This is a genomic window from Allosphingosinicella sp., from assembly GCF_036387615.1.
Lineage (GTDB): Bacteria > Pseudomonadota > Alphaproteobacteria > Sphingomonadales > Sphingomonadaceae > Allosphingosinicella.
Genome location: NZ_DASVTH010000046.1, coordinates 1 through 24,411 on the forward strand (window position 1 = coordinate 1; position 24,411 = coordinate 24,411).

The following is a 24,411-nucleotide window of genomic DNA, read 5'->3' on the forward strand; positions in this document are numbered from 1 at the left end:
AAGTCGAGACGACGGTTCGCGGGCTGCAGCCGGTACTGGAGGGCGCGCGGATCGAGCGGGTGACGCTGCGGCGCGGCGACCTGCGCCGGCCGTTCCCGGAGGATCTGGGGCAGCGGCTTACCGGGGCGACCGTCACCGGGCTCGGGCGGCGGGCCAAATATGGGCTGATCGACACTGATCGCGGCGACACGCTCGTCTTCCATCTCGGCATGTCGGGGCGCTGGCGGATCGACCCGGACGAAATCGGGCCGCACGATCACCTGCTGATCGAAACCGATGCGGGTCACCGCCTGGCCCTCAACGATCCGCGCCGGTTCGGCTCGCTCGACCTGGTCGGCACGGACGCGCTCGATCAGTTCGAACCGTTCCGCCGCATGGGCCCGGAACCGCTCGGGCCCGATTTCAACGCCTCCTCGCTCGCCGCCGCGCTGGCCGGGCGAACCGCGCCGGTGAAAGCCTTGCTGCTCGACCAGCGGATCGTCGCGGGGCTCGGCAACATCTACGTGTGCGAAGCGCTGCACATGGCCGGGATCGCGCCCGGCCGCGCCGGCGGCAGGATCGGGCGGGAGCGGCTCGCGCGGCTGGTCGATGCGATCAAGACCGTGCTGGAAGCCGCGATCGAGGCCGGCGGCTCGACCTTGCGTGATTATGCGCGTCCTGACGGCGAGCTCGGCTACTTCTCCAAGGCCTTCCTGGTCTATGGCAGGGAAGGGGAGGCGTGCCGCTGCGGCGCCCCGGTCAGGCGGCGCGCGGAAGGCGGTCGCTCCACCTTTTATTGCCCTCGATGCCAGCGCTGAAGCTTGACCTTGAGCGCCGGCTTGCGTAGTGGGGCCGCCTGATCGGTGCGGAGCCATGCCCCGCGCCGTTTTCATTTACATCGCAAGAAGGTCTAACCAAAGATGGCGAATACGCCGCAAGCAAAGAAGCGCATCCGTCGCAACGCCCGCCGCACCGAGATCAACGGCGCGCGCGTCAGCCGCATCCGCACCTTCGTCAAGGCTGTCGAGGCGGCGCTGGCCAGCGGCGACAAGGCGCAGGCGGAAGAAGCGATCCGGCGCGTCCAGCCGGAGCTCATGCGCGGTGTCGCGAAGGGCGTGGTTCACAAGAACACCGCATCCCGCAAGTTTTCACGCCTCAGCAAGCGGGTCGCCGCGCTCAGCTGAGCCGATTCTGCCTCTTCAGGTTCACAAAACCCGCCGCATTCCGGCGGGTTTTTTGTTGCTCCGACCGCGCGTTAACGAATCTCCAGCTTTTCCCGCGATTCGCCTGTTACGCCGGTCTCTCAACAGTTTGAAAATGGCGGAAAACTGCGCCTTTGAGCAGCTTCAGCGGCTTTGGCGGTTTTGCGTGTCAACGGCATATATTTCACAAAAGTTACTTTTTTCCGCTTGTTGGGCGGGCTCTCCGGTCCCTACAAAAGACCTCCCCGGCGGCGAATCTCTCCAAAGGGGGCCAAGACAGCATAACGATGTTCGAAATCGGCATCACCGGGGGGTGTTCGCCGAGACGGGGAGAGTTTGCTTTGCGTAACGCCGCCTCTGGGCGGCACAGGAACGAGGGGTGCGTGCGTGAGCCAGACGCCGGCCAATGGTGTAGCTTTGCTTACCGAAACCAGGGTCCCCGAACCGGTGGTCGCCGCCTGGGACCTCATCCGTTCCGGACTTCGCCGCGATTGCGGGGTGCGCACCTTCGACGGCTGGCTCCGCCCGATCACGCTCGGTGGCTTCGACGCCAATACCGGCCAGGTGCAGCTGGAACTTCCTTCGCAGTTCATGGCGGATTGGGTCCAGACCCACTTCGCAGACCGGCTCGCGCTGGCCTGGAGGACGGCGATCCCAGCGGTGCGAGAAGTGCTGGTACGTGCGAGTTCGGGCGTGGAGCCGATCCGCACCGCCGCCACTGTCCAGATCCCGCCCGCCGAGCCTGAACAAGCGCCGGCTGAGGTGCAGACCGGGCTCTACGCCGCCCAATTGGAGCCGCGCTACCGATTCGATAATTATGTGGTGGGCAAGGCCAACGAGGTCGCCTTCAACGCCGCGCGGAGCCTCGCGACGGCCGACAAGGTCGTCTTCAACCCCCTGTTCATCCATGGCGGCACCGGGCGCGGCAAGACCCATCTGCTGCACGCGATCGGCCATGAGTTTCGCGCCCGCCGCCCGGGCACCAAGATCCTCTACATGTCGGCCGAAAAGTTCATGGTCGAGTTCGTCGCCGCGCTTCGCGCCAACGACACGATCCGCTTCAAGCAGCAGCTGCGCTCGGCCGATCTCCTGATGATCGACGACGTGCAGTTCATCGCGGGCAAGGAATCGACCCAGGAAGAATTCTTCCACACGATGAACGAGATCATCTCGGCCGGACGGCGGCTGGTGATCACCTCCGACCGCGCCCCGCAGGAGCTGGACGGGATCGAGCCGCGCATCCTGTCGCGCCTGTCCTGGGGTCTCGTCGCCGACGTCAACCAGGCCGACCTCGAGCTTCGGCTCAGCATCATCCTCAAGAAGCTCGAGGCACTCCCCGAGGTGAAGGTGCCGCAGGATGTGGTCATGTTCCTCGCCAAGCGGATCAGCTCCAACGTTCGCGAGCTGGAAGGCGCGCTCAATCGCATCGCCGCTTATGCGAGCCTGCAGAACCGCACGATCGATCTCGCCTTCGTCGAGGAGGTGCTGGCGAGCACCTTGCGCGCCAACCAGCGCCGCATCTCGATCGACGAGATCCAGACCCGCGTGTCCGACCATTACCGCATTCGCAAGGCGGAGATGACCTCGGCCCGCCGCGCCCGCGAAGTCGCCCGCCCGCGCCAGGTCGCCATGTATCTGTCCAAGCAGCTGACCCCGCGCTCGCTGCCCGAAATCGGGCGGAGGTTCGGGGGCCGCGACCACACCACCGTGATCCATGCGGTCAGGCAGATCGAGAAGCTGCGAGCGCAGGATCCGGAGCTGGACTCGGACATCCGCCTGCTGACGAGGCAGCTGGAGAGCTGAACGCCCAGATTGCCCCGTCGCCCCGGACTTGATCCGGGGCAGGGCTATTCTTCTGGTCTAGAGACTTGGAAGCAGCCCTGGCCCGGATCAAGTCCTGGCCGACGAAGGGATGAAAGTGTCGCCCGTGCACCCCGCCATCCTTGCTGCGATCCTCGGCGCTCTGCTCAGCGGTTTCCTAGTCGCTCTTCAAGCGCCGACCAACGCGATGCTGGCGCGCGGGGCCGGATCGCCGGTCAATGCGGCGCTGGTTTCATTCGCGGTCGGCACGGCGGCGCTGGCGCTGGTCGCCTTCGTGCTCGGCGTCCGACCGCAAGCCGAAGCGGTGCGGACCCTGCCGTGGTACGCCTGGATGGGTGGGCTGTACGGGGCGGTGTTCGTCAGCATGGCTGTCCTGGTCGTTCCCCGCGTCGGCGTGACATTCTTTCTCACCGTTTCGATCGCCGGACAATTGTTGATGGCCCTGATGCTGGACCGGGTCGGCGCCTTCGGAGTGCCCAGGGTCGACATTAGCCCGTTGCGCCTGCTGGGAGTCGCATTCGTGCTCGTGGGCGCGTTTCTGGTCCGGCGCTGACCGGCTTGCCACCAAACGCGCGTTCGCCCATATGCGCGGCGGGAGTCGGGCGGACGGAGTTGTCGCCAACCCGGTCAGGTCCGGAAGGAAGCAGCCGTAACGATTTCGCTCCGGGTCGTTCCGGCTCCCACCGCGCGGCGCGCACGGCCCCGCCCGAGCGAGGGCCGACACAGCCTGTCCTGAGCGCCTGCCTTTGCAGGCAGTCGAAGGGCGGCTTTGCCGCGACGCCTTTGGAGCAAAGCCGTTTCCTACACTCGGACTTCCTGCCATGCTGATCGCATGTCGAGCTGCGTCCATGTCCGAATCCCAAGCCTCTCGAGCGCCGTCACTCAGCCTGTCGGGGCCCAGGCTTTTCCTGCTCCTGGGGAGCTGAACTTTTTGGAACTTCCGAACCTTTCGCACCTCCCGGGTATTCGAGTCGGCGGCACGGCCAAGCGGGAGGGACTCATATGACCGATCCCGACGCATTCTCCCTCGGCCTCGACGAACCCCCGCAGCCGGTGCGCGCGCAACCCTACCGTGTGCTTGCCCGCAAATACCGGCCGCAGCGTTTCGATGAGCTGATCGGCCAGGATGCGATGGTGCAGACGCTCGGCAACGCGATCAGGCGTGACCGGCTCGCCCATGCTTTCCTGATGACCGGCGTGCGCGGGGTCGGAAAGACCTCGACCGCGCGCCTCATCGCGAAGGCCCTGAATTGCATCGGCCCGGACGGGCAGGGCGGGCCGACGATCGACCCTTGCAACGTCTGCGAGCCGTGTCGTGCGATTGCCGAGGGGCGGCATATCGACGTGGTCGAGATGGACGCCGCCAGCAACACCGGCGTCGACGATGTCCGCGAGATCATCGAGGCGGTCCGCTACGCTGCAGTGTCGGCGCGCTACAAGGTCTACATCGTCGACGAAGTGCACATGCTGTCGAAGAACGCCTTCAATGCGCTTCTGAAGACTTTGGAGGAACCTCCTGCGCATGTGAAGTTCCTGTTCGCCACGACCGAGGTCAACAAGGTGCCGGTCACCGTCCTGTCGCGCTGTCAGCGTTTCGATCTTCGCCGCATCTCGGCCGAGCAGCTGGCGCAGCATTTTGCAAAGGTGTGCGAGACTGAGCAGGTCGAGATCGAGCCCGAAGCGCTGGCCCTGATCGCGCGTGCGGCGGAAGGGTCGGCGCGCGATGGGCTGTCGATCCTCGACCAGGCGATCGCGCACGGCGAAGAGGGCGTCACCGCCACCCAGGTCCGCGCCATGCTCGGCTTGTCCGACCGCGGTGCGATCCGGGGGCTGCTCGGACTGCTGCTCGCGGGCAATGCGCAAGCTGCGCTGGCCGCGATCAAGGAACAGCATGATCTCGGCGTCGAGCCCGCCGCGCTGATCCGGGGCCTGCTCGAAAGCGTTCACGGCATCACCCGCGCTAAAGTCGGCGGCGTGCAGGACCCGGCTCAATCCGCCGAGGAGCGGGAAGCCTATGCCGAATGGGCCGGGCGGCTCAGCCACGCCGTCATCCACCGGCTCTGGCAGCTGCTGCTCAAGGGCCTGGGCGAGGTCAACACGGCGCCGCTCCCGCTCGAGGCGGCGGAGATGGCGTTGCTGCGCGTGATCCACGCCTCCGAGCTCCCCGACCCCGGCGCGCTTCTCGGCAAGTTGCAGAACGGCGAGGCGCTTCCCGCTCCTTCGCCGAGAACCTCAGCGGGTCGAGCCGAGCCGGCGCGACCCGAGTTTCCGGCCAGCTTCGCCGAGCTGATCGCCTTGCTGGAGGCGAGGGGCAATCACCGGATCGCGCTCTGCCTGCACGATCACTCTGGCCTGGTCCGATACGCCCCGCCGGAGCTTGTCCTTCGGCTCACCCCGCAAGTGCCTGGCGAATTTGTGCGTGAACTCTCGACCGCTCTGAAGAGCACCACCGGCACTCAGTGGCAGGTGCAGGTCTCGGACGGCGAGAGCGAGCCCTCGCTGCTCGACCAGGAAAAAGCCGCGTCCGAGAGGCTTCGCCAGAACGTGCTCGAACAGCCGATCGTCGCGGCTGCGTTTCAGGCCTTTCCCGATGCCGAGCTGACCGGCTATCGGCTCGACGAACCAAGGAGTAGCTGAACCATGCCCGATTTCGACGAAATCCTGAAGATCGCGCAGAATGCGCAGAATGAACTCATGAAGGCGCAGGACAATCTCGACACCGTGATGGTGGACGGCGCCTCGGGCGGCGGCTTGGTCAAGATCCGGGCGAGCGCCAAGGGCCGGATCGTCTCGGTCGAGATTGACGAGAGCCTGCTGCAGCCTTCCGAAAAGCAGATGGTCGAGGACCTCGTCGCGGCCGCCCTCAACGACGCTCGGGCGAAAGCCGATCAGGCGGCGCAAGCCGAGATGTCGAAGATGACCGCGGGCATGCAGCTCCCGCCGGGCTTCAAGCTGCCTTTCTAGAGCCCGTTCGTTTCCGCCGGCGGCGCCGTATCCGGCTCCGCCGGCGGAACCGGATCCACCTCGGCGTCCGGCTGCGTCTCCGGAGGCGCCGGCAGGATATAGTCCTCAGCTCTCTCGGGGCGAGGCGGCGGGGCAGCAGTTTCGACCCGCTTCGGTCTCGCCCGGTTCGCCTTGGGCTCGGCCGGTTCGGGCGCGTCGGTTCCAGCGCCGCTCAGGCATGCGTCGAGACCGTCACGGGCGACGACGCCGATCCGGCGCGAGATGCTGTTGCCGTAGCGGCGTGTGAACCCGGAAGGGGTGATCGCCTCGCGCTTCTTCGGCTGGGGCAGCACGGCGGCGATCCGCGCAGCCTCCTGCCGGGTCAGGTTGGACGCATCCTTCCCGAAATAGCGCTGCGCCCCCGCATTGGCGCCGTAGGTCGCGATCCCGGTCTCCGCGACGTTGAGGTACACCTCCATGATCCGCCGCTTGCTCCACAGATTCTCGATCAGCAGGGTGAACCAGGCTTCCAGCCCTTTGCGGAAATAGCCGCCGCCCTGCCACAGGAAGGCGTTCTTCGCCGTCTGCTGGCTGATGGTGGACCCGCCGCGAACGACGCCGCGCCCCTGGGCGTTGCGCCGCATCGCCGCCGCGATCGCGTCCTGATCGAAGCCGCGGTGGCTGCAGAACTTGCTGTCTTCGGCGGCGATCGCGGCCCGCGCCATGTCGCGGTCGATCTGCTCGATCGGCATCCAGTCCTTCTCCACGCTTCGCCCGGACAAGAGGTCGCCCAACATCGTGAAGGTGACTGGCGGCGGCACGAACCGGTAGAGCAGAACCCAGGCGAGGCTCAGGATGACGAACGCCAAGAACGCCCGCAGCCCCCAGCCGATCATGCGGCCGCCCCAGCCGCGCCTGGATGCCTGCTTGCGTGTTCTCGTCCTCGCCATGGCGGCGTGATTAGCCGGAGCCGGCCCGCGCGTCATCCGGCTAGCACGCGGCTCAGCAGCTTAGCCGGGCCGACCAGACTTACCGAGATAGCTGGACAGGCGGGTGGTCGCGGGCGTTTGGGCCCGGTTCGGGTTCATCGTATCGTAGACCACCGCATTTTCGAGCACGCGCTGCACATAGCCGCGGGTCTCGGAGAAGGGGATGTCCTCGATCCAGCGGATGATGTCGACGCCCGGCAGCCGCGGATCGCCATATTCGCGGATCCATTTTCGGACATTGCCGGGGCCGGCATTGTAGCTTGCGACCGCCAGCGGCGCGCTGCCGCCCCAGCTGTTCATCAGCCCGGCGAAATAGTGGCTGCCAAGTTGGATGTTATGCTCCGGATCGCTGGTCAGGCGGCCAAGGTCGTAGCTCAGGCCGAGCTTCCCGCTCACCTCTCGCGCCGTGCCGGGCATCAGCTGCATCATGCCGCGTGCGCCGACCGGGCTCATCGCGGCCCGGTCGAACGAGCTTTCCTGGCGGATGATTCCGTTGGCGAGCGACCAATATTGGCTCTGAGCCGCCGGGATGCGCGCCTCGGGATAGCCGGCGCGGGTGTAGAAAGGCGTACCACCGTTGCGCGCGCTCCGCGCTACCCAGACGCTGAGGTCCGGTCGCCCGAGTTGAAGCGCGAGGCTAGAGGCCAGCGTGCGCTCGATCGGGTCGTCCGAAGTCTCGGCGAGATTGCGGATGAACAGCGATTGGTCGTTCCAGCTGCCGAGCTGGCCGAGCAGCCGCGTCGCCTGCACCACTTCCTTGCGCTCGAAGGCGGCACGGTCGGCGGCTGAAGGTTGCAGCAGGTTGGCGAAGAGGGGAGCGGGCACGGCGCGGCCGAGCCGCTCCAGCGCGAGCTGCCCGTAAAAGAGCTCCGGGAAAGCCGCCGCTTCCTCGAAGTAGGTGGTTGCCTGAGCGTTCTGGCCGGCCTGCTGGGCGGCGCGACCAGCCCAGTACAGGCCTTTGGTCAGCACCTGGGAGGAGCGGCCGCCGCGCGCGTAGCGGGCGAACATTCTGGCCGCATCGGCAGGACGGCCGAGCTGGTGCAAAGCCGTCGTGCCGGCCAGCCAGGCGAGGCTGGTATAATCGTCACGCTCGCCGACGGACTGGTCGTTGATGTCGGTCCCGGGCGCGTAGACGTCATCGAGCTGGCTGGCGATCTGGTAGGCGGTCTGCCAGTTCCGGTCGGCCGCCGCGCCCCGGGCCAGGAGAAGAAGGTTCTCGAGCCAGGTTTCGGCATCGACGGGCGGTGCGGAGAGCTGGCGAGGCTGAGCCATCAGCGACCGTGCAGCCGCGCTCTGCCCGGAGTCACGCAGCCAGCGCGCTCGGTCCATGAGCAGGCCGGCATCGCTATTCGCCAAGCTGCCGAGCGCGCCGAGGCGTGCGGAGGCGTCGGACGCCTTGCCGAGCAGGGCCAAACGGGTCGAGAAGATCGGCTGGCGCGTCGCAGAGGTGAGCGAAAGCAGCCGCGCCGCGGTGACCGTGTCACGGTTGGCGAGCAGCTTCTCCATCCGACGATCATGATCGGTCTGGCTCAGCGAGGAGCCGAACAGCCCCAGCAGCCGATCCTCGTCGCTGCGCGGCAGCAGGCCGCCAGTCCACGCCTTGCGCGCTGCCTCGCGGGCCTCGCCGGAGCGACCCTGTGCTGCGAGCGCGAAGGCATGACGAGCGTGACCGACGGGGGTCAGCGGCGCATGCAGCCGGAAAAAGGCGACCACTTCGGCCGGCGAACTGGAGTCTGGATCGATGGCCCGCTCCGCCGACTTGCGCATCGCGGTCTCGCCCGGCCAGTCGCGATAGCGGGTCAGGAACGATGCATAGGAGGAGAAGGGAAGGTTGTCGCTCTGGCGCAGGCTGTTCCAACGCGCCAGCGCGGAGCTAACCTCGGAAGAGGGCGCTACCGGGGCCGGCGCGGCGATCATCGGCGGACGCGCGGCGGGGAGGATCGGCGACGCGGCGCTCGCAACCGGCATGTCATTCCGAACTGTGGTATCGGGCGCAAGCGTTGCGCCCACGGCAACGGCGGAAGCGCCGAGCCAGGCGAGGGTCATTGCCTTCCTGTGCATGCTGGACATCATGCCGACCCCCTCCTTATCAGGCGCTGAACGAACTCCTGCCAGCGCGTCCCACTTATGCTGGCATTCGACCTGCAAGTGAAGGAGATAGTTGATGTTCCGTGGGTCGATTCCGGCTCTGGTGACTCCCTTTCGCGACGAGGCGTTTGACGAACTAACCTATCGCAACTTTGTCGACTGGCAGATCGCCGAGGGCAGCCACGGCCTGGTGCCGTGCGGGACGACAGGCGAGGCGACAACGCTCTCGGCGGACGAGCATCACCGGGTGGTGGCTGCCTGTGTGGAAGCGGCCGCCGGGCGCGTTCCGGTAATTGCCGGCTGCGGCTCCAACAACACCGCGCAAGCCATCGAGCTGACGCGCTCGGCCAAGGCCGCGGGTGCCGACGCGGCCTTGCACGTTCCGCCTTATTACAACCGGCCAAACCAGGAGGGCATCTACGCCCATCTCGCCGCGATCGCCGAAGCGGTCGATATCCCCATCGTCCTGTACAACGTGCCCGCCCGGACTGTGACAGACATCTCGGTGGAGACGATGGCGCGCCTGGCGCGGATCGCGAATGTCGTGGCGGTCAAGGACGCAACCGGCAATCTTGGCCGCGTCACCGCACAGCGGCTCGCCTGCGGAACTGGTTTCGTCCAGCTCTCGGGCAACGACGACATGGCGCTTGGTTTCAACGCGATGGGCGGCGTCGGCTGCGTCTCCGTCACCGCCAACGTCGCGCCGCGGCTTTGCGCGGAGTTCCAGGAGGCGTGCCTGTCGGGCAATTGGGCTCGGGCACTCGATCTGCAGGACCGGCTCTACCCGCTCCACGCGGCTCTGTTCACCGATGCATCGCCCGGCCCCGTCAAATATGCCCTGAACCGCCTGCGCCCCGATTTCCCGTCCGACCTGCGCCTGCCGATGACGCCCCCCGGCGAAGCCAGCCGCGGTGCGGTCGACGCGGCACTGGCGCACGCGGGTTTGCTTTAGCTTTACGAAATTCCGCTTAGCCGCCGTTCAGCGATGGAGGGCTTCGACAAGCTCAACCTGAGCGGCTAGTGGATCATTATTCATGGCCCGTCCCCGTCAGCCCGAGTTCGACAAGAAGAAGGTCGTCGCCGAGAACCGGCGCGCGCGCTTCGATTATGCGGTCGAGAGCACGTACGAGGCCGGCATTGCGCTGACTGGGACGGAAGTGAAGTCGCTGCGCTTCGGCGAGGGATCGATCGCGGAAAGCTATGCGCAGGTGACCGAGGAGGAAGTCTGGCTGATCAACGCCAACGTGCCCGAGTTCAGCCACGGCAACCGTTTCAATCACGAACCCAAGCGGCCTCGCAAGCTGCTGCTCCACGCGCGTGAGATCGCCAGGCTGCACGGCGCCGTCGCGCGTCAGGGCATGTCACTGGTGCCGCTGTCGATCTACTTCAACAGCCGCGGCCGGGCGAAAGTCGAGCTGGCGCTGGCCAAGGGCCGCAAGGCGCCTGACAAACGAGAGTATCAGAAGGAAAAAGACTGGAAGCGCGAGCAGGGCCGGCTGTTGAGGCAGCATGGCTGAGCAGACCAACCGGGTTGGCCGTTGGATAGCCAGGAACTCGCCCAGCCGCGAGGACATGGCGAAGAACCGCTGGACACGGCCGTTCGCGATCCGAAGCGAGCTGTGGCGATTCACGCGCCGTTCCGTGCCGCGTGGCGTGGCGATTGGGCTGTTGGTCGGCATCTTCCTGATGGTGCCGGGCCTGCAGATTATCGGCGCGGCGCTGCTGTCGCTGCCGTTCCGGGGCAACATCCCGATCGCGGCGGCGATGACCTTCCTCAGCAATCCTGCGACAACCCCGTTCATCCTCACCGCTTCCTATTTCGTTGGAAGCTGGTTCGGCCTGGGCGGCACGGCCGCGCTGCCCGGGCGCGGCGCGTCGGCTGGCGATTGGCTGTCCTGGCTGTTCTCCGACGCGGCTCCGGCCCTGGTCAGCGGCCTCTTCATCATTGCCGCCGCCTCGGCCGTGATCGGTTATGCAGTGACGCTGGTCGGCTGGCGCTTGTGGCAAGGTCGCAAGTGGAAACGCCGCGCGTTGAGGGACGCGGCAGCCTAAGCGCGGTCGCTTGCGCTTGACGCCTGGCGGCGGCGCGGCACAGAGCGAGCGCATGCCCGCTAGCATCGCTGCTGCCTCGAGCTTCGGACGCGCCTCCCGCTGGCTGATCTCCCTCGTCTTGATTGCCGCGCTCGGCTCGGCTTCGCTGTTGCTTTGGGCGGTGAGGGACCTGGCCTTTGCCGCGGCCTTTCTCGCCGGGCTGCTGGGGCTGGGGGCGGTCCTGATGCTCACCGCCCGCCCGTTGGCGCGGAGCAGTGACGTTCAAGCGGGGCCGGCGGCGGATCTGGCGCTGCTCCGCGCCGCGCTCGACAGCGCGGACGCAGCCGTTGCGATCACCGGCGGCGGTGGCGCGTTGGTTGCGGCCAACCAGGCCTATGCCGAGTGGTTCGGCTCGGCCGCTCCCGCGAGCCTGGGGGAGGAGAATGGGGGCGGCTCGGAGCGACTGCGCGCGGCCGCTTCGGATGCAGTGCGGGACGGGCGGGCCGCAATTAACCCGCTTTCGCTGGGCGGGCTCCAGCTCAAGGTCGAGCTCGTCCGCGCGGGCTTCGGCGACACGCACCTGATATGGCGGTTCGCCCGCACCGACGATTTCGATCTTGCCCGGGAGGCGCGACGGTTGCTCACCGGGGAGGCCGGGCAGCGCGTCGGGGAAGCGGGCCTGATGATCGCGCTGGCCGACCTCGAGGGCAACCTGGTTGGGGCCAACGGCGCGTTCGCGAGCCGCGCGACTGGCAGGGCGGACACCGTGCTCGCCGGCACTCCGCTCACCGATCTGGTCGAGGCGACGGAAGACGGGGAGTTCCATTTCACGCAGGAAGGCCGGGTCGTCAGTCCGCTGCGGATCGTGCAGGTGCCGGTGGCGGACCAGCCCAACCCGCTGACCCTGTTCCTGCTGCTCGATGATCCCGGCGCGATCGGCCGGATGGGACGCGAGGGCGGCGCCAGCCTGGCGGCGTTGCTCGAGACTCTTCCGCTCGGCCTCGCGCTTGCCAATGTCGACGGCCGCTTCGTCCATCTCAATAAGGATTTCCGTCAGGCGGTCGGGCTCGGCCGTGATGCGCGGCCGGTCTACCCCGGCGATCTCGTCGTCGACGAGGACAAGGCCATCGTGTCGGATGCGGTGCGGCGCCATGCCCGAGGCCCGGCCAGCGCCAGCGACATGGCGGTGCGCCTGAAGGCCCAGCCGGACGAGACGGTAGCGCTTCGGATCGCGGGGGTGCGCGGCCTCGGAGACGCAGCGGTGGCGCTCGCGATCAAGGACAACAAGGAAGCCGACCGGCTGAAGCGGCAGGTGGCGCAGGCGACCAAGATGCAGGCGGTTGGCCAGCTCGCCGGCGGCGTTGCTCATGATTTCAACAACATACTGACCGCAATCCTTGGCTATTGCGACCTCATGCTGATGCGCCACACGCCGGGCGACAGCGATTATGACGACATCCAGCAAATCCGGTCCAATTCGAACCGCGCGGCTGGCCTGACCCGGCAGCTGCTCGCCTTTTCGCGCCAGCAGACGCTGCGGCCGCAGGTCCTCCAGCTCCCCGACGTGATTTCGGAGGTTTCGACGCTGCTGAAGCGGCTCATCGGCGAAAAGATCGAGCTGGTGGTGAAGCATGGTCGCAACCTGGGCGCCGTTCGCGCCGATCCCGGACAGCTCGAGCAAGTGATCGTCAACCTGGCCGTCAACGCGCGCGACGCCATGGAGGCGAACGGGGAAGGTCGCTGCACCCTGACGCTGCAGACCTACTCGGTCACTCCCGAGGAAGTGCGGCGCCTGGGCAGCGACATCTTGCCGCCAGGCGATTACACGGCGCTCAAGGTGTCGGACACGGGCACCGGTATGCCGACCGCCGTGCTGGCCAAGATTTTCGAGCCCTTCTTTACCACCAAGGAGGTCGGCAAGGGCACAGGGCTCGGCCTGTCCACTGTGTACGGCATCGTCAAGCAATCGGGCGGCTTCATCTTCGCGGAGTCGGAGGAAGGCGAGGGGACGCGCTTCACCATCTACTTGCCGGTCCACCGCGCCGAAGCGACCAAACCGACGAGCAACGCAAAGCCCAGGGAAACCGCCGGCGAACTGTGGGGCTCCGGCACCATCCTGCTGGTCGAGGACGAGGCGATGGTCCGCGCGGTCGCCGAGCGCGCGCTGACCCGCCATGGCTATGTCGTGCTCACCGCCGAAAATGGCGAGGCGGCGCTGGAGATCCTGGCGCGCGAGGCGCAAGTCGATCTGATGATTTCGGATGTCGTGATGCCGACCATGGACGGTCCGACGACGGTTCGCGAGGCGCGCAAGACGCGGCCCGATCTGCCGGTTTTGTTCATCTCTGGCTATGCCGAAGAACAGTTGCGCAAGTCGATCGACCTGGAGCGTGTCGGGTTTCTTGCTAAACCCTTCTCCGTCCAAAGGCTCGCCGAAGCGGCGCGCGACGCGCTGGCCCCGAAATAAACTCTTGGGCTTTCACCCAATTGCCCTTAATCGCCGCGTCGTGACCTGTCGCAGCGTTCTTATTGTTGAAGACGAGCCTCTCATCGCGATGATGCTGGAGGATTTCCTGGACTCGCTCGGTCACAAGGTGGCGGGCACGGTCGAGACGGTGGAGGATGCCGTCGCCCGGGTCGAGCAGGGCGGCTTTGACGTCGCCATTCTGGATGTGCACCTCAAGGGCAAGGCGAAGGTCTGGCCGGTCGCCGATCGCCTCGCGGACAGCGGCGTACCCTATGTGGTCGCAACCGGTGGCCATATCGAACCGCCGCCTGCTCGCCATGCGGACGCGCCGGTTCTGGCCAAGCCCTATACGATCGACGCGATCGACCCGGCGCTCACCAAGGCCTGCAACGGCGGCTGAGCGCGGCTGGCTGAGCCGGGGTCCGTGATCATCAAGCTGCTTGCCTCTGTCTTGCTGCTCGCCGCGCTCGCTTATCTGGCGATCGCGGCCGCGCTCTACTTCGGCCAGACATCCATCTTCTTCCCTGCCCGGATCGTGCCGCGCGCAGGTCCGCTCCCCCCTGGCGCGGAGCGGGTCGAGCTGACCGCGCCGGACGGTGTCCGCCTGGAAGGCGTGCACATTCCTGCGGCGCGCCCCGGGGCTGACGACGCCCTGGTCCTCGGCTTCGCCGGCAATGCCTCGAATGCAGCCGGAATCGCCGAGTTTCTCGCCTATATCTATCCCGAACATCCGGTCGTCGCCTTCCACTACCGTGGCTATCAGCCGAGCGGGGGCGCGCCGAGCGCGGCGGCATTACTTGAAGACGCGCCTTTGCTGCTGGATTTCGCCCGCGCTCGCCTTCGCCCCAAGCGTGTCGTGGTGGTCGGGATCAGCATCGGCAGCGGCGTCGCGTCCGGCCTTGCGGCGCGCCGGTCGATCGACGGTCTCATCCTCGTCACGCCGTTCGATTCGCTCGAGGCCGTGGCTCACGAGCGCTTCCCCTGGCTGCCCGTCCCGCTTCTCATCCGGCACAAGTTGCCCTCGGCCGAGTTCCTTCGCGGATCGCCCGTACCGGTCGCGATCGTCGCCGCTCAATATGACGGCGTCGTGCCGCCTTTGCGCACCGCTGCGCTCGCGGCGGCGATCGGCAATTTGGTGCACAACGTCACCATCCCGGGCACCGAGCACAACGACATCGCCTCCCATCCGGCCTTTCGCCAGGAAATGAAGCGGTCCCTTCGGGCGGTACTCGACCCGAAGCGAAGTTCCCCTCTTGTTCCCGCGGAACAGAAGTGATACGTCGCCACTCACGCGTTGAACGAACGGCGCGCAGCTTCTACGAGAGGGCGAGGCCATGGTGGCATCCTTGAAAGTCGTTTCCGACAGGAACTCACAGGACATGGACAAGCAGAAGGCCCTCGACGCCGCGCTGGCGCAGATCGACCGCGCGTTCGGCAAGGGCTCGGCGATGAAGCTCGGCTCGCGCGAGGCGATGCAGATCGAGGCGATCTCGACCGGCTCGCTTGGGCTCGACATCGCGCTCGGGATCGGCGGCCTGCCACGCGGGCGGATCGTGGAGATTTACGGCCCCGAAAGCTCGGGCAAGACGACGCTGGCGCTCCATGTCATCGCGGAGGCCCAGAAGGGTGGGGGCTCGGTGGCGTTCGTCGACGCCGAACACGCGCTCGATCCGGTCTACGCCAAGAAGCTGGGCGTCAACATCGACGAGCTGATCGTCTCGCAACCTGACACGGGCGAGCAGGCGCTGGAGATCACCGACACCCTGGTCCGTTCCAATGCGATCGACGTGCTGGTTGTGGACTCGGTCGCCGCTCTGGTCCCGCGCGCGGAGATCGAGGGCGAAATGGGCGACAGCCATGTCGGCCTCCAGGCGCGGCTGATGAGCCAGTCGCTGCGCAAGCTCACCGGCTCCATTTCGAAGTCCAAGTGCCTGGTCATCTTCATCAACCAGCTGCGGATGAAGATCGGGGTCATGTACGGCAATCCGGAGACCACGACCGGCGGCAACGCGCTGAAATTCTATGCGTCCGTTCGGCTCGACATCCGCCGCACCGGCCAGATCAAGGATCGCGACGACATCATCGGCAACACGACGCGCGTGAAGGTCGTCAAGAACAAGGTCGCGCCGCCGTTCAAGCAGGTCGAGTTCGACATCATGTACGGCCAAGGCATCTCCAAAATCGGTGAGATCCTCGATCTGGGCGTGAAGGCAGGCATCGTCGAGAAATCGGGCGCCTGGTTCAGCTACGACTCGATCCGGATCGGCCAGGGCCGCGAGAATTCGAAGAATTACCTGCGCGACAATCCGGAGCTCGCCGACAAGCTTGAAGCGGCGATTCGCGGCAAGACGGAGGAAGTAGCTGACGCGCTGATGGTGGGTCCAGGCGTGGACGACGATGTCTGATGGCGCCTGACTTCGCCTCGCCGCCCCGCTGCGGGGTTGAGGAGTGGCGACGCGGGCGGTGATCGGCCTACTTTTCTCGGTGATGGTGCTGGCGGTTTTCGCCCTGTCCGCGGGAGGAATGTGGCTGATTGCCAAGCGGCGTGACCGCAAAAAGGGCCTGCTCATGCTGGTCGCCGCGGTGGTGCTGCTCGCGAACGTCGGGATCTGGACGTTGTGATCACGTTCGCGCCGCTTGCCGCGGCGGTTGCACGATTTTCGGGTGCGGAGTTCGGTCGGCGCAGTCTCGCAGCGGTTTCCGCCGAAGGTTAGCGAATCGCGCAGCTCGGATCGAGGCGGAAGTCCAGATACTGATCCACCGCCTTCATCAGCTGCGGCATCTCCGCCTGGAAGAAGTGGTTGGCGCCCGGAACCGTGCTGTGATGGATTGTGATGTGCCGCTGGGTGCGCAGCTTGTCGACCAGCTTCTGAACCGCGCCCGGAGTGACCACCTCGTCCGACTCGCCCTGGATGATGATGCCGGAGGAAGGGCAGGGGGCGAGGAAGGTGAAATCGTACATGTTGGCCGGCGGGGCAATCGAGATGAAGCCGCGCACCTCGGGCCGGCGCATCAACAGCTGCATGCCGATCCAGGCGCCGAAGCTGAAGCCGGCGATCCAGGTCGTCTCCGCTTCGGGATGGATCTGCTGCACCCAGTCCAGCGCCGAAGCAGCGTCGGACAGTTCGCCCACCCCGTTGTCGAACAGCCCCTGGCTCTTGCCGACGCCGCGAAAGTTGAATCGCAACGTCGCGAAGCCGCGGCGTACGAACGTCTTGTAAAGAGCCTGCACGATCGCGTTGTTCATCGTACCCCCACCATGCGGGTGGGGATGCAGGATCAGTGCGACGGGTGCGCGGGGACGCGGGCCAGGGCTAAAACGCCCTTCGAGACGCCCTTCAGGGCCGGGGAAAATAACTTCGGGCATTGCACTCTGACAGCGGGAGATTTGACACGGGGCATGCCACGTGAAGGCGCGTCCTATATAGGGGTGGTCACCTTGAAGGCAAATCGAGTTCGCCGTGCCCGAGCCACGCATCTATCTGGATCATGCAGCGACCACGCCGGTGCTTGCGGAAGCGCGGGCGGCGATGCTGGCGGCGCTCGAAACCTGGCACAATCCAAGTTCCCCGCACGCCGAAGGCCGCGCTGCCAAGGCGGCGCTGGAGCGGGCACGAACAACGGTGGCGGCGGCGCTCGGCTGGAGCGGCCAAGTCATCTTCACGTCGGGCGCAAGCGAAGCGCTGGCGATCGCGCTCGGCCGGGCGAAGGGCGGCCGGCGCTTTGTCTCGTCGGTCGAGCATGATGCGGTGTTCCGCGCAGCCCCGGACGCCGTCTCGCTCCCAGCCGACGCGCAGGGGCAAGTCCGGCTTGATGCCGTCGACGGCGAGCGCCCGGTGGTCGCCGTCCAGCATGCGAACAACGAAACCGGCATTCTGCAGCCGCTCGACGAAATCGCCGCGGAAGTTCGGGCGCGGGGCGGCGTTCTGGTCGCCGATTGCGCGCAGAGCGCCGGCAAGCTGCCTTTGCCGGACGCGGACATGATCGCGATTTCCGCGCACAAGTTCGGCGGACCTCCAGGGGTCGGAGCATTGCTGGTGCGGGACCTCGCACTGGTCGAGGCCGTCGGGGGTCAGGAGCAGGGTTACCGCGCGGGCACTCAGAACCTCCCTGGGATCAATGCCATGGCAGTCGCGCTTGAGACCGGCTCCGAATGGTTGCGAGAGGCCGCGCGCCTTCGAGAGAGACTGGAAGCGGCGCTCCTCGCAGCGGGCGGAGAAGTCGTTGGCGGGATCAGCCGGCGCATCGCCACGATCGGGGCCTATCGCATGCCCGGCGTGGCCGCGGCGGCGCAGTTGATTCAGTTCGACCTTGCCGGAATTGCGGTCTCGGCGGGCAGCGCCTGCTCGTCGGGAAGCCTCAAGGCCAGCCATGTTCTCGCCGCTCTCGGCATGAGCAGCGTCGCCGCGGGCGAGGTGATCCGGGTCAGCTTCGGCCGGGCTACGACCAGCGAGGAGGTCGACCGCTTCGCCGCGGTGTGGACCGACATGGCGGCGAGGTGCCGCGCCGCATGATCTATCTCGATTACCAGGCCACCACGCCGCTCGCGCCGGAAACGGCGGCGGCGATGCGTCCCTGGCTGGAGACCAGCTTCGGCAACCCGCATTCGCCCTATCGGATCGGCCGGGAGGCCGCCGCCGCGATCGAGGTTGCGCGCGAGCACATCCTCCATGCGCTGGGTGACGGCGGCTCGGGCAGGCTCTACTTCACCTCCGGAGCGACCGAAGCGGTCAATTGGGCGCTGAAGGGCGCCGCGGCGCGCCTACCGGTGGGGCGCCGCCGGATCGTGACCCTGGCGACCGAGCATGCCTGCGTACTGGACAGCCTCGCCTGGCTCGGCTCGCAAGGCTTCGAGACGGATGTCGTGCCGGTCCGCCGCGATGGGCTGGTGGACCTCGATCTGCTCGCGTCGCACGTGGACGATAGAACCGGCCTGGTCACCGCCATGCTCGTCAACAACGAGATCGGCGTCGTCCAGCCGATTGCGGAGATTGCGAAGCTCGCTCGCAGTCGAGGGGCGCTCTTCCTGTGCGACGCGGTCCAGGGTTTCGGCCGCGTGCCGCTCCCGATCAAAAGTTGCGACATGGTCGCAGTCTCAGCCCATAAGGTCCACGGACCAAAGGGGATTGGCGCGCTGTGGGTGCGCAGCGGCGTGGCGCTCGATCCGTTGCTGCATGGTGGAGGGCAGGAGGGCGGCCTTCGTTCCGGCACGCTCTCGCCGGCTTTGTGCGTCGGATTCGGCGAGGCCGCGCGCCTGCTTCTCGAGCGTGCCGGGGAGGATCGCGCCCATGTCGCCGGCCTCTGGGACATGGCGCGCGCGGCGCTCGGGCCGGGTTGGCGGCTCAATGGCTCGGCCGAGCAGCGCTATCTTGGCAACCTCAACGTGCGCGCCGACGGGATCGATGCGGCGCGTCTCATTTCGGAGGTGCGGCAAGTCTCCTTTTCCGCGGGATCTGCCTGCGCCAGCGGGTCAGGTCGGCCAAGCCACGTGCTCTCCGCGCTTGGCCTCGCCGGCCGCGAAGCCCGGTCGAGCATACGGCTCGGCTTCGGCCGTTACACGCGCCCCGAGGAGCTCGAAACTGCGCTGAGCCTCATCGTTGAAGCTGCTGAAAGGCAAAGGAGTCTGGCTGCATGATCCGGGTCCGCTTCATTTCGGCTGACGGAGCCCAGGTCCGCGATGTCTTGGCTCGCCCTGGCGAGCGATTGCTGGACGTGGCGCAAGCGGACGGCCAGCCCCTCGAGGGCACCTGCGAGGGGCAGATGGCCTGCTCCACCTGCCATGTCATCGTCGAGGCGGCCGACTTCGCCAGGCTGGCGCGCGCGAGCGAGGAAGAAGAAGACATGCTCGATCTCGCGGCCGGGGTAACCCGCCACTCGCGTCTGGCCTGCCAGATATGGCTCGACGAGGCGATGGAAAGCCTGGCCGTTCGCATGCCGGGCGCCGTTCACAACATGCAGGGGCGGTGAGGAGGCTTCTACGACTTGACCGGACGGGCCCCGGCTGGCTGCGCCCTGCGCCGCCGGGGCAACCACGCCAGGCTTGCCTCGCCGACGCGTCGAAGCACGAACAGCATGTCGGCGAAGAAGGGCAGGGGATCGCGCCAGGAGAATACATAATAGCGTGAGCCGTCGACGAAACCGGCAACGTAGCTGGCGAGCTCCCGCAGCCTGGAAAAGCGCAGGCTTTTGTCCGGGATTGAACGTCGGGCGAACAGGATGCGCAGCAGCCGGCGCGTTTCGGCGATCATGAAGCGGCAACGCAGGCCCACTTTGTATGCTCGCTGCGTCGGCAGCGGGCGATCGAGGCCGAGCGCATAATAGGTGGCGAGACCGAACGCCGCGCCGGCCTGGACCGCGAGCGGCAGGCTGCCCCAGAAGCGGCCATTTATCTCCATCAGCACAGCGCGGCCGGTCCGTTCGTCGTAGCGATATTCGACCATCGCCGGACCTTCCCAGCCAATCTCCCGCAGCAGGGCTTCGGAGCGGGCCATCAGTTCAGGATGTGCGTCCACGCCGACGCTCTCGCAAAGAGTGGAGACGCCGCCCTCCGGCGGCCACTCGTGGAGACGCCGATGCTGGAAGCGCAGGGTGGCCCGGCCGCGGCGCATGACGAACATCTGGCCAAGGCCCGAGCCCGGGACGTAGCTCTGGACCATTGGGAGGATGCCCGCAGGGCGGTAGCGCTCCAGCACCCGGCGGAGCGTACCGGCATCATGAACATATTCGGTTTTGAGAAGCGGCAATCCCGCGTCGGAGAGCAGGTCCACAGCCTGCTCCGGATCGCGCCATTTCAGCACGCATGGGAAGGAGAGGCCCGGCCACTCGGCCGCAAGGTCCGCCAGCGTCGGCTCCCAGGTATATGGAACCGCGATCCCGAGGCGTTCCGCGATCCGGCAGATTTCCGCCTTGTCGTTGACCAGCCGGAGCTTCGCCATGCTCGGCAGGAGCGGCGTCAATCCCCAGAGCCGGCCCGCATCGGCCGCTTCGCGGACCAGCAGGGCATCGCTCATCGACACGGTCATCACGAAGCGAGCCCCGGTTCGGCGGGCGATCCGGCGAAGCAGCGGGAGCACGCCGGCCTCGTCCTGCGGGCGGATATGGCCCTGGCCCAGCCAGCGCGAATAAAGGCCGAGCGCGCGCCTGTCCCTGGCGACGCCGTGGACCTCGATTCCCGCCCGCCCGAGCTCGCGGACCAGAGCAAGGCCGATCGGCGTGTCGATGCCGAGCAAGATGACGGGTGGGCCCAAGATCACCCTTTCACCCGATCGAGAATGGCCGCGACGCCGCTGTCGATCGCCCGGAAGCAGGTCCTGAAATAAGCTTCGGACAGGCTGAAGGGATCATGGAGATGAGGCTGCTGCGGGTACGACCAAAGGCCCAGCAAAGTGACCTGAACGTCCTGGAGCGGGTAGCAAACGCGCAGTTCCCGCGCCTGCCAGGGCTCCATCGCGATGAGCAGATCGCCGCGACGTATCCCCGCATCCACGACCCTTGTGGAGCGATGGGCTTCAAGATCCAGTCCGGCGAGCCGGGCCGTGGCGCGCGCAGTGGGGTCCGCAGGCTGGTTCGCATCACCTCTGAGCGCCACCGAAATCGCCGGAAATCCGGCCAGAGCCGCCCGGTGCTCGGCATAGGGGCTGCGGCAGATGTTGCCCGAGCAGACGAACACCAGCCGCCGCACCTCGCCCCAGCGGACCTGCTCGAACACTCGGTAAGCGCCAGCCCGGCGTGCGATCTGGGAGAGCCATAAGCGTACAAGGCCGCGGGCCGAACCGTAGCGCGCCTGGATGAAGGCGGGGCCGTTCGTCGCGCGCTGGTACAGCCGGCTAGAGAGCGGGGATGAGATCATTGGCCTTGTTCTCGACCATGCGGCCGAGGACGGGAAGAAGAGGGGCATGAAGACGAGGCTCGGGCTCGTCGGGGGCGGCAAGCCAGCCGCGTGCGGCTTGCGCGAAGCTGGCCGACTCGAATTCACCGTCATGATCGGCCAGGAAAGCGCACAGGCGCTCCAGCCGGCGCTGATTGATCCGATTGACGCGCTGGCGGGCCGGATCGAGGCGATCGCCCTTGATGAACTCGAACGGGTGAGTGAGCAGCACGATCGTCTGAGCGCCCGCTTCCCGAGCCGCCCAGAGGAGACCCTCGGTTTCCGCGGTCGAAGTCGCCGTGATCGTGAACAGGCGATCGGCTGGCTGGCTGCCAATAGCGAGTTGCCCGTAGCTCAGCACCGGCACCTCCATCACACCCTCGATCCAGTGCCTGCCGCCGCGCAGCCGTAGCGCCGGATCGTGCGGTCGGTTCAGCCCCAGGCCGACATTGGACGCGAGCGGCAGGCCACAGGCTGCCATCGCGCGATAAATATTCCGGTCGGATCGGAGATTGCCCGTTCGAAGCGCGATCGGCTTCGAGGCGCCCATGCGTTGCAGCGCGGCGCGGCCTTCCTCGATCAGCACCACCAGTTCCGCCGTCGCGCGCCCGTCGCAATTGTCGTCGGGATGGCCCCCGGCCAGCAATGATCTCCAATCCGGATCGCGAAAGGCGGTCCAGCAGGGATGAAGGTGCAATTGCACGTCCTGACCTGCGCCAAGGATCCGCTCGACAATCGCTCCCATCGGCTCGTCGCCAAACCAGGCGGTCTGCAGCGCCTCGACGAAGAAGGTCGCGCTGGTGCCGTGGCGCGCGAACGTGTCGAGCAGGAAGCCGAGGCCCTGCTCCCGCCCGCCGACGGGACAGGTCACGTTCGCTTCCCCGATCGGCCGCCGCCGCTCCGGATCGGCGAACGCGCCGGCGACCGAGAACTCGGTGTCGATGGTGATGGCGACTTGGGTGCGCATGGTTCCTGCTTCGCCTAGCATGGAGGCATTGACAGGAGGTTTGCTGCCGCACCGCACAAAAGAAAAGAAGGGCCGGCGCCCGGCCCTCCCGAGTTGATACAGGTTCAGCTCTTCCAGCGCGGCCCGCGGACGTCGAAGCCAGCGGCCGCGAGGCTGTCCAAAACGCCACCCGGCCGCGCGAGCGAGCCAAGTTCGACGACCGCAACGGTGAGTTGAGGCTGTGCCAGCAATGTTCGAACCTGTGCCCTGAAGTCGGGTTGCTGGACCAGGCCCCAGCTACTCGGATGGCATGTGGCGTTGACCGGCTCGACAGGCGAGGCCAGCACTTCGGGCACGCGCCGCTCAGCCCAGGCATCGGACCTGCGCTTGATCGTGCCGGGCCCCGCTTCCACCAGCGAAATCGAAGCGAGCAGGCACGGCACGAACGTTTTCGGCGGCTCCGCGAAGAACTCCTTCACGACCGGGTTGGCCCTGAACGACGTGATCGGAACAGTCTTGATCTTGTTCTTGCGCACGGTTCGGCTGACATAATCCCCTGCCGCCAAACCATAGCCGTCTTTGCCTTTCGCGATGCCGTGGAGCATCAGCGCCAGGTGCAGGGGGTGCTTGCGCTCGAAACCCGGCTTCAGCACGCCCCTGTTCCTGAGCGCCACCAGCCGCTGAAACTGATCCGGGCGCATCAGGCTGGCCAGGGTCTGGCCCTTCGGAAGAGTCGCATGCCTGCGCCACTTCAGAGCGTAACCGATCAAGGAGAAAGGGGAGCCGGTCAGCCCTATAGTACCGGGAAACATGACCCGATCCGCCTTGAGCAAGGTCTGATTGAGAGCGGCCGGATCCCAGCGTGTGCCCTTGGCGACCCGGTCGATGCTCCCGATCAGCACCAGGGTCGTCGTCGGGCTGTTCACGCGCCAGACCGGGATGCCAGTCCGTTGCGCGGTGACGACGATCTCGTCCGCCTCGGCGGCTCGCGGCGCCTGCGCGGCGGCCGGAACAACGCTGGCGGCCAGCGTCGAAGCTGCTGCGAACAATCTTACTCTTCTGTACAATCCATCCTCCCCGAATGATCATTTTCGCCCGATGTTCGGGCGCGACGCTTGAACGCCCGTTGAACGTCCAAGCAAAAAGGAGGGCCAGTTTGCCTGACCCTCCTCAAGAGATCTGCTCAGGCTTCAGCGCCGCTGGCGCTGGGGCGGCGGGACGGTGATCCGCACCGTCTCGCCCGAATTGCCGGGGAAGCCGGTGAACATCGCCTCGACCAGGTTCGGCACCAGCACCTGCAGGTCGTCGGTGCGCGAACGCGCCTTGGCAGTACCTTCGAACAGCGACTGCCCGTCCGCCGTCCGCTTGATGTCGAGATCAAGGAAGGAGGAGTAGACGGTGTAGCTGTCGATGTCGGCGTAACCGCCGCCAAAGGGCGAATACCAGAAGGGGTCGTCCCAGCCGTAATAGAAGGGCGATCCGACCCGGCCGAAATAGCCGAAGCGGGAGAAATAAGGCCGGTAGCCGAACCCGCCATAACCGAAGGGGCCATAACCCCCATAGCCGAAGCGGCTGAAGCCCGGGCGGCTCACCACCTTGGTCTGGCCGCTGTCGACCCCGTAATCGAGGCTGACCACGAATGTCGCGGTGCGCGGCGAGGCCGCCTCCTGATAGCCGTGTGCGATCAAGTTGCGGCGGACGAGATCGGCGTAGCGGGAGAATTCGAGCCCGCCCTGGTTCTTGGGGTCGGCCGCCTGGACGACGAAGCTCTGGCCCTGGGGGGCCGGCATCGCCTGGAAGCGGGAGACCTGCGTTGGAAGCCCGGTCGCGCAGGCGGACAGCGCAAGCAGCGCCGCCGGTGCGGCAATGGTGAGAAGTTTCTTGGAGAAAGACATGGGAACGCGCCCTTTCCCGAGCAGCTTGGAGCGGGAGGATACAGTATCTCGCGCATAACGCCAAGCCGCTGAACGGTGCCTGAAGCAGGACAAGCTGTATGCTGCGTTGACCATCCAATCTTCTGTACCGGCCCGTGGAGGCCCGTTCAGCTGTCCATTCTCACCGCTTCGGGCCGAAGACTT

General features: G+C 66.6%; 24 protein-coding genes, 1 other RNA gene and 1 pseudogene. 18 read left to right on the plus strand and 8 right to left on the minus strand.

What is annotated here, in order from left to right; translation table 11 throughout:
- The 7 genes from mutM to VF631_RS10120 form a co-directional block, all read left to right on the plus strand.
- On the plus strand, positions 1 to 797 hold a 797-nt coding region (mutM, locus tag VF631_RS10090), incomplete at its 5' end, for a bifunctional DNA-formamidopyrimidine glycosylase/DNA-(apurinic or apyrimidinic site) lyase (RefSeq protein WP_431850173.1).
- Positions 798 to 899: 102 nt separating this feature from the next.
- Positions 900 to 1,163, plus strand: coding sequence for a 30S ribosomal protein S20 (gene rpsT, locus VF631_RS10095; protein ID WP_431850174.1), 264 nt, complete (start codon positions 900 to 902; stop codon positions 1,161 to 1,163).
- 435 nt (positions 1,164 to 1,598) lie between these two features.
- A complete protein-coding gene (dnaA, locus tag VF631_RS10100; protein ID WP_431850215.1) occupies positions 1,599 to 2,984 on the plus strand; it encodes a chromosomal replication initiator protein DnaA in 1,386 nt (461 codons plus the stop codon).
- Positions 2,985 to 3,093: 109 nt separating this feature from the next.
- Positions 3,094 to 3,555: a DMT family transporter gene (locus VF631_RS10105; protein WP_431850175.1), complete on the plus strand. Its 462-nt coding sequence runs from the start codon at positions 3,094 to 3,096 to the stop codon at positions 3,553 to 3,555.
- Positions 3,556 to 3,593: 38 nt separating this feature from the next.
- An RNA gene (gene ffs, locus VF631_RS10110) (signal recognition particle sRNA small type) lies at positions 3,594 to 3,689 on the plus strand.
- A gap of 315 nt (positions 3,690 to 4,004) precedes the next feature.
- Positions 4,005 to 5,639: a DNA polymerase III subunit gamma/tau gene (locus tag VF631_RS10115; protein WP_431850176.1), complete on the plus strand. Its 1,635-nt coding sequence runs from the start codon at positions 4,005 to 4,007 to the stop codon at positions 5,637 to 5,639.
- Between the two features lie 3 nt (positions 5,640 to 5,642).
- On the plus strand, positions 5,643 to 5,966 hold the full coding sequence (locus VF631_RS10120) for a YbaB/EbfC family nucleoid-associated protein (RefSeq protein ID WP_431850177.1): 324 nt from the start codon (positions 5,643 to 5,645) through the stop codon (positions 5,964 to 5,966).
- 212 nt (positions 5,967 to 6,178) lie between these two features.
- Here the strand turns inward: VF631_RS10120 and mtgA are convergent.
- Positions 6,179 to 6,841 (minus strand): annotated as a pseudogene (gene mtgA, locus VF631_RS10125) (monofunctional biosynthetic peptidoglycan transglycosylase); the annotation flags it as partial.
- 114 nt (positions 6,842 to 6,955) lie between these two features.
- Complete coding sequence (locus tag VF631_RS10130; RefSeq protein ID WP_431850178.1) at positions 6,956 to 8,995, minus strand: lytic transglycosylase domain-containing protein; 2,040 nt, start codon at positions 8,993 to 8,995, stop codon at positions 6,956 to 6,958.
- 103 nt (positions 8,996 to 9,098) lie between these two features.
- On the opposite strand from VF631_RS10130, the gene dapA reads away from it, so the two are divergent.
- The 8 genes from dapA (at position 9,099) to VF631_RS10170 (ending at position 16,142) form a co-directional block, all read left to right on the plus strand.
- Positions 9,099 to 9,974 (plus strand): 4-hydroxy-tetrahydrodipicolinate synthase, encoded by an 876-nt coding sequence (gene dapA, locus VF631_RS10135; RefSeq protein ID WP_431850179.1) that lies wholly within the window; start codon positions 9,099 to 9,101, stop codon positions 9,972 to 9,974.
- An 82-nt stretch (positions 9,975 to 10,056) separates the two neighbouring features.
- Positions 10,057 to 10,539, plus strand: coding sequence for an SsrA-binding protein SmpB (smpB, locus tag VF631_RS10140; protein ID WP_431850180.1), 483 nt, complete (start codon positions 10,057 to 10,059; stop codon positions 10,537 to 10,539).
- Entirely contained in the window at positions 10,532 to 11,074 is a 543-nt protein-coding gene (locus tag VF631_RS10145) for a DUF2062 domain-containing protein (RefSeq protein WP_431850181.1), read from the plus strand. The genes smpB and VF631_RS10145 overlap by 8 nt, the downstream gene beginning before the upstream one ends.
- A 52-nt stretch (positions 11,075 to 11,126) precedes the next feature.
- Entirely contained in the window at positions 11,127 to 13,520 is a 2,394-nt protein-coding gene (locus VF631_RS10150) for a response regulator (protein WP_431850182.1), read from the plus strand.
- 40 nt (positions 13,521 to 13,560) lie between these two features.
- Positions 13,561 to 13,920 carry a response regulator gene (locus VF631_RS10155; protein WP_431850183.1) on the plus strand — a complete coding sequence of 120 codons (360 nt, stop codon included), beginning with the start codon at positions 13,561 to 13,563 and terminating at the stop codon, positions 13,918 to 13,920.
- Between the two features lie 24 nt (positions 13,921 to 13,944).
- The gene (locus VF631_RS10160; RefSeq protein WP_431850184.1) at positions 13,945 to 14,796 is read left to right on the plus strand and encodes an alpha/beta hydrolase; all 852 of its coding nucleotides are present in this window, start codon (positions 13,945 to 13,947) and stop codon (positions 14,794 to 14,796) included.
- A gap of 58 nt (positions 14,797 to 14,854) precedes the next feature.
- Positions 14,855 to 15,925, plus strand: coding sequence for a recombinase RecA (gene recA, locus VF631_RS10165; RefSeq protein WP_431850185.1), 1,071 nt, complete (start codon positions 14,855 to 14,857; stop codon positions 15,923 to 15,925).
- A gap of 43 nt (positions 15,926 to 15,968) precedes the next feature.
- The gene (locus VF631_RS10170; protein ID WP_431850186.1) at positions 15,969 to 16,142 is read left to right on the plus strand and encodes a hypothetical protein; all 174 of its coding nucleotides are present in this window, start codon (positions 15,969 to 15,971) and stop codon (positions 16,140 to 16,142) included.
- 88 nt (positions 16,143 to 16,230) lie between these two features.
- On the opposite strand, the gene VF631_RS10175 is transcribed toward VF631_RS10170, so the two are convergent.
- Positions 16,231 to 16,887, minus strand: a complete 657-nt coding sequence (locus VF631_RS10175) for an alpha/beta hydrolase (RefSeq protein ID WP_431850187.1) — start codon at positions 16,885 to 16,887, stop codon at positions 16,231 to 16,233.
- Positions 16,888 to 16,981: 94 nt separating this feature from the next.
- Between VF631_RS10175 and VF631_RS10180 the strand changes: the two genes are divergently transcribed.
- Genes VF631_RS10180 through VF631_RS10190 form a run of 3 tightly spaced genes read left to right on the plus strand, consistent with a single transcriptional unit; the run spans position 16,982 to position 19,487 of the window.
- Entirely contained in the window at positions 16,982 to 18,034 is a 1,053-nt protein-coding gene (locus VF631_RS10180; protein WP_431850188.1) for a cysteine desulfurase family protein, read from the plus strand.
- Positions 18,031 to 19,155 (plus strand): cysteine desulfurase family protein, encoded by a 1,125-nt coding sequence (locus VF631_RS10185; protein ID WP_431850189.1) that lies wholly within the window; start codon positions 18,031 to 18,033, stop codon positions 19,153 to 19,155. The genes VF631_RS10180 and VF631_RS10185 overlap by 4 nt, the downstream gene beginning before the upstream one ends.
- The gene (locus VF631_RS10190) at positions 19,152 to 19,487 is read left to right on the plus strand and encodes a 2Fe-2S iron-sulfur cluster-binding protein (protein ID WP_431850190.1); all 336 of its coding nucleotides are present in this window, start codon (positions 19,152 to 19,154) and stop codon (positions 19,485 to 19,487) included. Before VF631_RS10185 ends, VF631_RS10190 begins: the two co-directional genes overlap by 4 nt.
- Before the next feature lie 8 nt (positions 19,488 to 19,495).
- Here VF631_RS10190 and VF631_RS10195 read toward each other — a convergent pair whose 3' ends face one another.
- From VF631_RS10195 to VF631_RS10215, 5 genes are all read right to left on the minus strand, one after another.
- A complete protein-coding gene (locus tag VF631_RS10195) occupies positions 19,496 to 20,767 on the minus strand; it encodes a carboxylate--amine ligase (protein WP_431850191.1) in 1,272 nt (423 codons plus the stop codon).
- A gap of 2 nt (positions 20,768 to 20,769) precedes the next feature.
- Positions 20,770 to 21,369 carry a phosphotyrosine protein phosphatase gene (locus VF631_RS10200; RefSeq protein ID WP_431850192.1) on the minus strand — a complete coding sequence of 200 codons (600 nt, stop codon included), beginning with the start codon at positions 21,367 to 21,369 and terminating at the stop codon, positions 20,770 to 20,772.
- Entirely contained in the window at positions 21,347 to 22,354 is a 1,008-nt protein-coding gene (locus VF631_RS10205) for a hypothetical protein (protein WP_431850193.1), read from the minus strand. The genes VF631_RS10200 and VF631_RS10205 overlap by 23 nt, the downstream gene beginning before the upstream one ends.
- A 104-nt stretch (positions 22,355 to 22,458) precedes the next feature.
- Positions 22,459 to 23,382 (minus strand): TraB/GumN family protein, encoded by a 924-nt coding sequence (locus VF631_RS10210; RefSeq protein WP_431850194.1) that lies wholly within the window; start codon positions 23,380 to 23,382, stop codon positions 22,459 to 22,461.
- A 141-nt stretch (positions 23,383 to 23,523) separates the two neighbouring features.
- On the minus strand, positions 23,524 to 24,228 hold the full coding sequence (locus tag VF631_RS10215) for a DUF4136 domain-containing protein (RefSeq protein WP_431850195.1): 705 nt from the start codon (positions 24,226 to 24,228) through the stop codon (positions 23,524 to 23,526).
- Positions 24,229 to 24,411 lie beyond the last annotated feature (183 nt).

Excerpts from the sequence above, each read along its gene's own strand:
- rpsT (WP_431850174.1), top strand. The coding sequence starts at position 900 with ATGGCGAATACGCCGCAAGCAAAGAAGCGCATCCGTCGCAACGCCCGC.
- VF631_RS10105 (WP_431850175.1), top strand. The coding sequence starts at position 3,094 with ATGAAAGTGTCGCCCGTGCACCCCGCCATCCTTGCTGCGATCCTCGGC.
- VF631_RS10115 (WP_431850176.1), top strand. The coding sequence starts at position 4,005 with ATGACCGATCCCGACGCATTCTCCCTCGGCCTCGACGAACCCCCGCAG.
- VF631_RS10120 (WP_431850177.1), top strand. The coding sequence starts at position 5,643 with ATGCCCGATTTCGACGAAATCCTGAAGATCGCGCAGAATGCGCAGAAT.
- VF631_RS10130 (WP_431850178.1), bottom strand. The coding sequence starts at position 8,995 with ATGCACAGGAAGGCAATGACCCTCGCCTGGCTCGGCGCTTCCGCCGTT.
- dapA (WP_431850179.1), top strand. The coding sequence starts at position 9,099 with ATGTTCCGTGGGTCGATTCCGGCTCTGGTGACTCCCTTTCGCGACGAG.
- smpB (WP_431850180.1), top strand. The coding sequence starts at position 10,057 with ATGGCCCGTCCCCGTCAGCCCGAGTTCGACAAGAAGAAGGTCGTCGCC.
- VF631_RS10145 (WP_431850181.1), top strand. The coding sequence starts at position 10,532 with ATGGCTGAGCAGACCAACCGGGTTGGCCGTTGGATAGCCAGGAACTCG.
- VF631_RS10150 (WP_431850182.1), top strand. The coding sequence starts at position 11,127 with ATGCCCGCTAGCATCGCTGCTGCCTCGAGCTTCGGACGCGCCTCCCGC.
- recA (WP_431850185.1), top strand. The coding sequence starts at position 14,855 with ATGGTGGCATCCTTGAAAGTCGTTTCCGACAGGAACTCACAGGACATG.
- VF631_RS10175 (WP_431850187.1), bottom strand. The coding sequence starts at position 16,887 with ATGCCCGAAGTTATTTTCCCCGGCCCTGAAGGGCGTCTCGAAGGGCGT.
- VF631_RS10185 (WP_431850189.1), top strand. The coding sequence starts at position 18,031 with ATGATCTATCTCGATTACCAGGCCACCACGCCGCTCGCGCCGGAAACG.
- VF631_RS10190 (WP_431850190.1), top strand. The coding sequence starts at position 19,152 with ATGATCCGGGTCCGCTTCATTTCGGCTGACGGAGCCCAGGTCCGCGAT.
- VF631_RS10200 (WP_431850192.1), bottom strand. The coding sequence starts at position 21,369 with ATGATCTCATCCCCGCTCTCTAGCCGGCTGTACCAGCGCGCGACGAAC.
- VF631_RS10205 (WP_431850193.1), bottom strand. The coding sequence starts at position 22,354 with ATGCGCACCCAAGTCGCCATCACCATCGACACCGAGTTCTCGGTCGCC.
- VF631_RS10215 (WP_431850195.1), bottom strand. The coding sequence starts at position 24,228 with ATGTCTTTCTCCAAGAAACTTCTCACCATTGCCGCACCGGCGGCGCTG.